General features: G+C 73.7%; 3 protein-coding genes. 1 reads left to right on the forward strand and 2 read right to left on the reverse strand.

Annotated features, from left to right (window positions below):
- Nucleotides 1-221: 221 nt before the first annotated feature.
- Both Q0L15_RS19400 and sigE read right to left on the reverse strand, forming a co-directional pair.
- The gene (locus Q0L15_RS19400) at nucleotides 222-713 is read right to left on the reverse strand and encodes a zf-HC2 domain-containing protein (RefSeq protein WP_296606210.1); all 492 of its coding nucleotides are present in this window, start codon (nucleotides 711-713) and stop codon (nucleotides 222-224) included.
- A complete protein-coding gene (gene sigE / locus Q0L15_RS19405) occupies nucleotides 710-1,390 on the reverse strand; it encodes an RNA polymerase sigma factor SigE (protein ID WP_296606211.1) in 681 nt (226 codons plus the stop codon). The genes Q0L15_RS19400 and sigE overlap by 4 nt, the downstream gene beginning before the upstream one ends.
- A 191-nt stretch (nucleotides 1,391-1,581) precedes the next feature.
- On the opposite strand from sigE, the gene Q0L15_RS19410 reads away from it, so the two are divergent.
- A complete protein-coding gene (locus Q0L15_RS19410) occupies nucleotides 1,582-2,232 on the forward strand; it encodes an O-methyltransferase (protein WP_296606212.1) in 651 nt (216 codons plus the stop codon).
- Nucleotides 2,233-2,384 lie beyond the last annotated feature (152 nt).

The following is a 2,384-nucleotide window of genomic DNA, read 5'->3' on the forward strand; positions in this document are numbered from 1 at the left end:
CGAGGGGCGCGCCGAACGGCTGCTGGCCGGCGTACGGCGGCGCGCCGGGCGGCAGGCCCGCCCAGCGGTGCGGCGGCGACTGGATCGTCGGCGGCACCCAGCTCGGCGGGGGCGTCGAGGGACGTGCGAGCGGTAGCGGCTGCGTTGGCTCGTCGTCGCGGTGGTCGTCCTGCGTCACGTGCCTATCTTGACCTGCCGGGCGAAATCGACGCAGCGGAGGATCAGCCCTGCGGGCGCGCGGCGCGGGTCAGCTGGGCGGTCGGGACCGTCGGGCTCGGCGTGCGCGGCGCCTCGGTGTTGGTGATCGAGGTGGTCGGCACCCGGCGGTCGATGGTCGGGCTGTCGGGGGCGACCCCGAAGACGAGCACCCCCATCACCGCAGCGCCCACGGCGCTGCCGCCGAGCGCCGCCAGGCCGAGGTTGCGGCGCCGGTGGTCGGCGGGGACCGGCAGGGCCCCGGGCACCGCGAGGTAGGCGCCCGTGCCACCACAGGCGGAGGCGTCCATGAGCGAGCCCTTGAGCCACGACGGGGTCGCGGGCGCGGCCACCTCGAAGGAGAGGCCCGCCAGCCGCGTCTTGATCCAGCCCTCGCGCTCGACGAGGTCACGGCAGGCGTGGCAGGAGTGCACGTGGTCCCACGCGCGCTCGGTCTCCTCGGGGGAGAGCTGGCCGTCCAGCAGCGCACTGGCACGCGATCCCAGGTGTCCGATCACGTCGCCTGCCCCCAGCCCGTGAGCAGCTGGCCGGCGGGGCCGGCGTACCGCACGCGTCCGGCGGTCGGGGCCCGGTGGGCCAGCGCGGTGCGCAGCATCGCGCGGCCGCGGTGGATGCGGGAGCGGACGGTGCCGAGCTTGGCGCCGAGGATCTCGGCGATCTCCTCGTAGGTCAGCCCCTCGACGTCGCAGAGCACGACAGCGGCGCGGAAGTCGGGCGGGAGCGTGGCGAGCGCCCGCTCGATGTCGTCGTCGAAGGTGCGGTCGGCGTACGCCGCGTCCGGGCTCGGCGAGGTGCTCGTGAGCCGGTCGGCGCGCTCGTCGGAGAGGGCGTCGAAGCGGATCCGCTGCTTGCGGCGCGCCTGGTCGAGGAAGAGGTTGGTGGTGATGCGGTGCAACCAGCCCTCGAAGGTGCCGGGCGTGTAGGTCGACAGCGACCGGAACACCCGCACGAAGACCTCCTGGGTGAGGTCCTCGGCGTCGTGGCGGTTGCCGGTCAGCCGGTAGGCGAGACGGAAGACGCGGTCGGAGTGCTGCTCGACGATCTCCTCCCAGGACGGGAGGCCGGTGTCATCGGCAGTGGGGGGCACCGGGGTGTCCATGAGTGCCTCCTCGGCCGATCGTCGGCTCGTGCGTGCCTGGGGGAACAGCGTCTTGTCCTTCCACGGTAGGGACACCTGCTGAGAGGAACCTGTGAGGCCGGTGTCCGTTCTGTGAAGCCTCGTCCTCTCCAACGCGCGCGGGTCCCGCTGCGTTCCCGCAGCCTGGCGCCGGCGATTCGCGGCGGCGCGCAGCAGGCGGAATCGGTGGGTCCGGGCTCAGATCGCGATACGGTGAGTGCGCGCTCGACCAGCCTCAGGAGGACATCATCACCACGCCGCTCTCGTCTGCGAGTTGGTCCCACGCCGAGGCGTACGTCGCCGAGGACGACGTCCTGGCTGCCGCCCGGTCGCGGGCCGAGGAGGTCGGGGTCGTCCCGATCGGCCCCGGTGGCGGCGCGGCCCTGCGCTTCCTGGCCTCGGTGCTCGATGCCCGCGCGGTCGTCGAGATCGGCACCGGCACCGGCGTCTCCGGCCTCTGGCTGCTGCGCGGCATGCGCTCCGACGGTGTGCTCACCACGGTCGACGTCGAGGCCGAGCACCAGCGCCTGGCCCGCCAGTCGTTCACCGAGGCCGGCATCCCCAGCCAGCGCGCGCGGACGATCTCCGGCGCGGCGCTCGACGTGCTCCCCCGGCTCACCGACGGCCACTACGACCTGGTCTTCTGCGACGGCGACAAGACCGAGTACTCCGCCTACCTCAAGGAGGCGCTGCGGCTGCTGCGCCCCGGCGGGGTCGTGGCGTTCGACAACGCCCTGTGGCACAACCGGGTCGCCGACCCCGCCCAGCGCGACGAGGAGACCGTCGCCATCCGCGAGCTCGGCCGTCAGATCGCCGAGCACGACGACCTGGTCTCGCTGCTGCTCCCCGTCGGCGACGGGCTGCTGGTCGCCAAGAAGGAGTGGAACCCCGAGGCCTGACGGGCCGTCAGAACCGCCCGGCCGCCAGGAACCCCGGCCCGCCCTCCGCGACGGCGACGATCTCGCACGCCTCGATGAGGATCGGGGAGGTGCCGACGATCTGCGAGCCGGGTGACTCGGCGGCGGTCTCGGTGAACGCCGCCTGGAACTCC

This window comes from Nocardioides sp. (assembly GCF_024509035.1).
In the GTDB taxonomy this organism is placed as follows: domain Bacteria; phylum Actinomycetota; class Actinomycetes; order Propionibacteriales; family Nocardioidaceae; genus Nocardioides.